Source organism: Flavobacterium sp. MEB061 (genome assembly GCF_000834715.1).
Taxonomy (GTDB): domain Bacteria; phylum Bacteroidota; class Bacteroidia; order Flavobacteriales; family Flavobacteriaceae; genus Flavobacterium; species Flavobacterium pectinovorum.
This window is the reverse complement of record NZ_JXQR01000042.1, coordinates 1-687: the sequence shown is the minus strand read 5'-3', so window position 1 is coordinate 687 and position 687 is coordinate 1. Positions and strand designations below refer to the sequence as shown.

Below are 687 nucleotides of genomic sequence, written 5' to 3'. Positions count from 1 at the left end.
TACCGCTACCGGATTATCATTTACTGCCGTAACTGTAATTAATTGATTTGCCGTGTCAGTTCCGCCATGACCATCGCTGATTACATAAGGAATACTAATAGCCGTAGCTGAATTAAAGTTTGCCGATGGTGTGAAAGTAATCACGCCAGTAGCCGAGATATTTACTGTTCCATTAGTTACAGGAATTGTTTGTACTCCACCTGTAAGTGTTGTTCCATTAATTGAAGTAATACTCAAAGTATCGCCTTCAAGATCCGTATCCAACGCTAATGGATTTAAAGTTACTGTCGCATCTTCTGCAACAGTATAAATATCATCTACCGCTACCGGATTATCATTTACTGCCGTAACTGTAATCAATTGATTTGCCGTGTCAGTTCCGCCATGACCATCGCTGATTACATAAGGAATACTGATAGCTGTAGCCGAATTGAAGTTTGCCGATGGTGTAAAAGTAATCACGCCTGCAACTGAGATATTTACTGTTCCGTTAGTTACAGGAATTGTTTGTACTCCACCTGTAAGTGTTGTTCCTCCAATTGAAGTGATACTCAACGTATCGCCATCAAGATCAGAATCCAATGCTAATGGATTTAAAGTTACCGTCGCATCTTCTGCAACAGTATAAACGTCATTTACCGCTACCGGATTATCATTTACTGCCGTAACTGTAATTAATTGATTTGC

General features: G+C 39.7%; 1 protein-coding gene. It reads right to left on the bottom strand.

Annotated elements, in window-relative coordinates; translation table 11 throughout:
* On the bottom strand, positions 1 to 687 hold a 687-nt coding region (locus RT99_RS17650), incomplete at both ends, for an Ig-like domain-containing protein (RefSeq protein ID WP_042566068.1).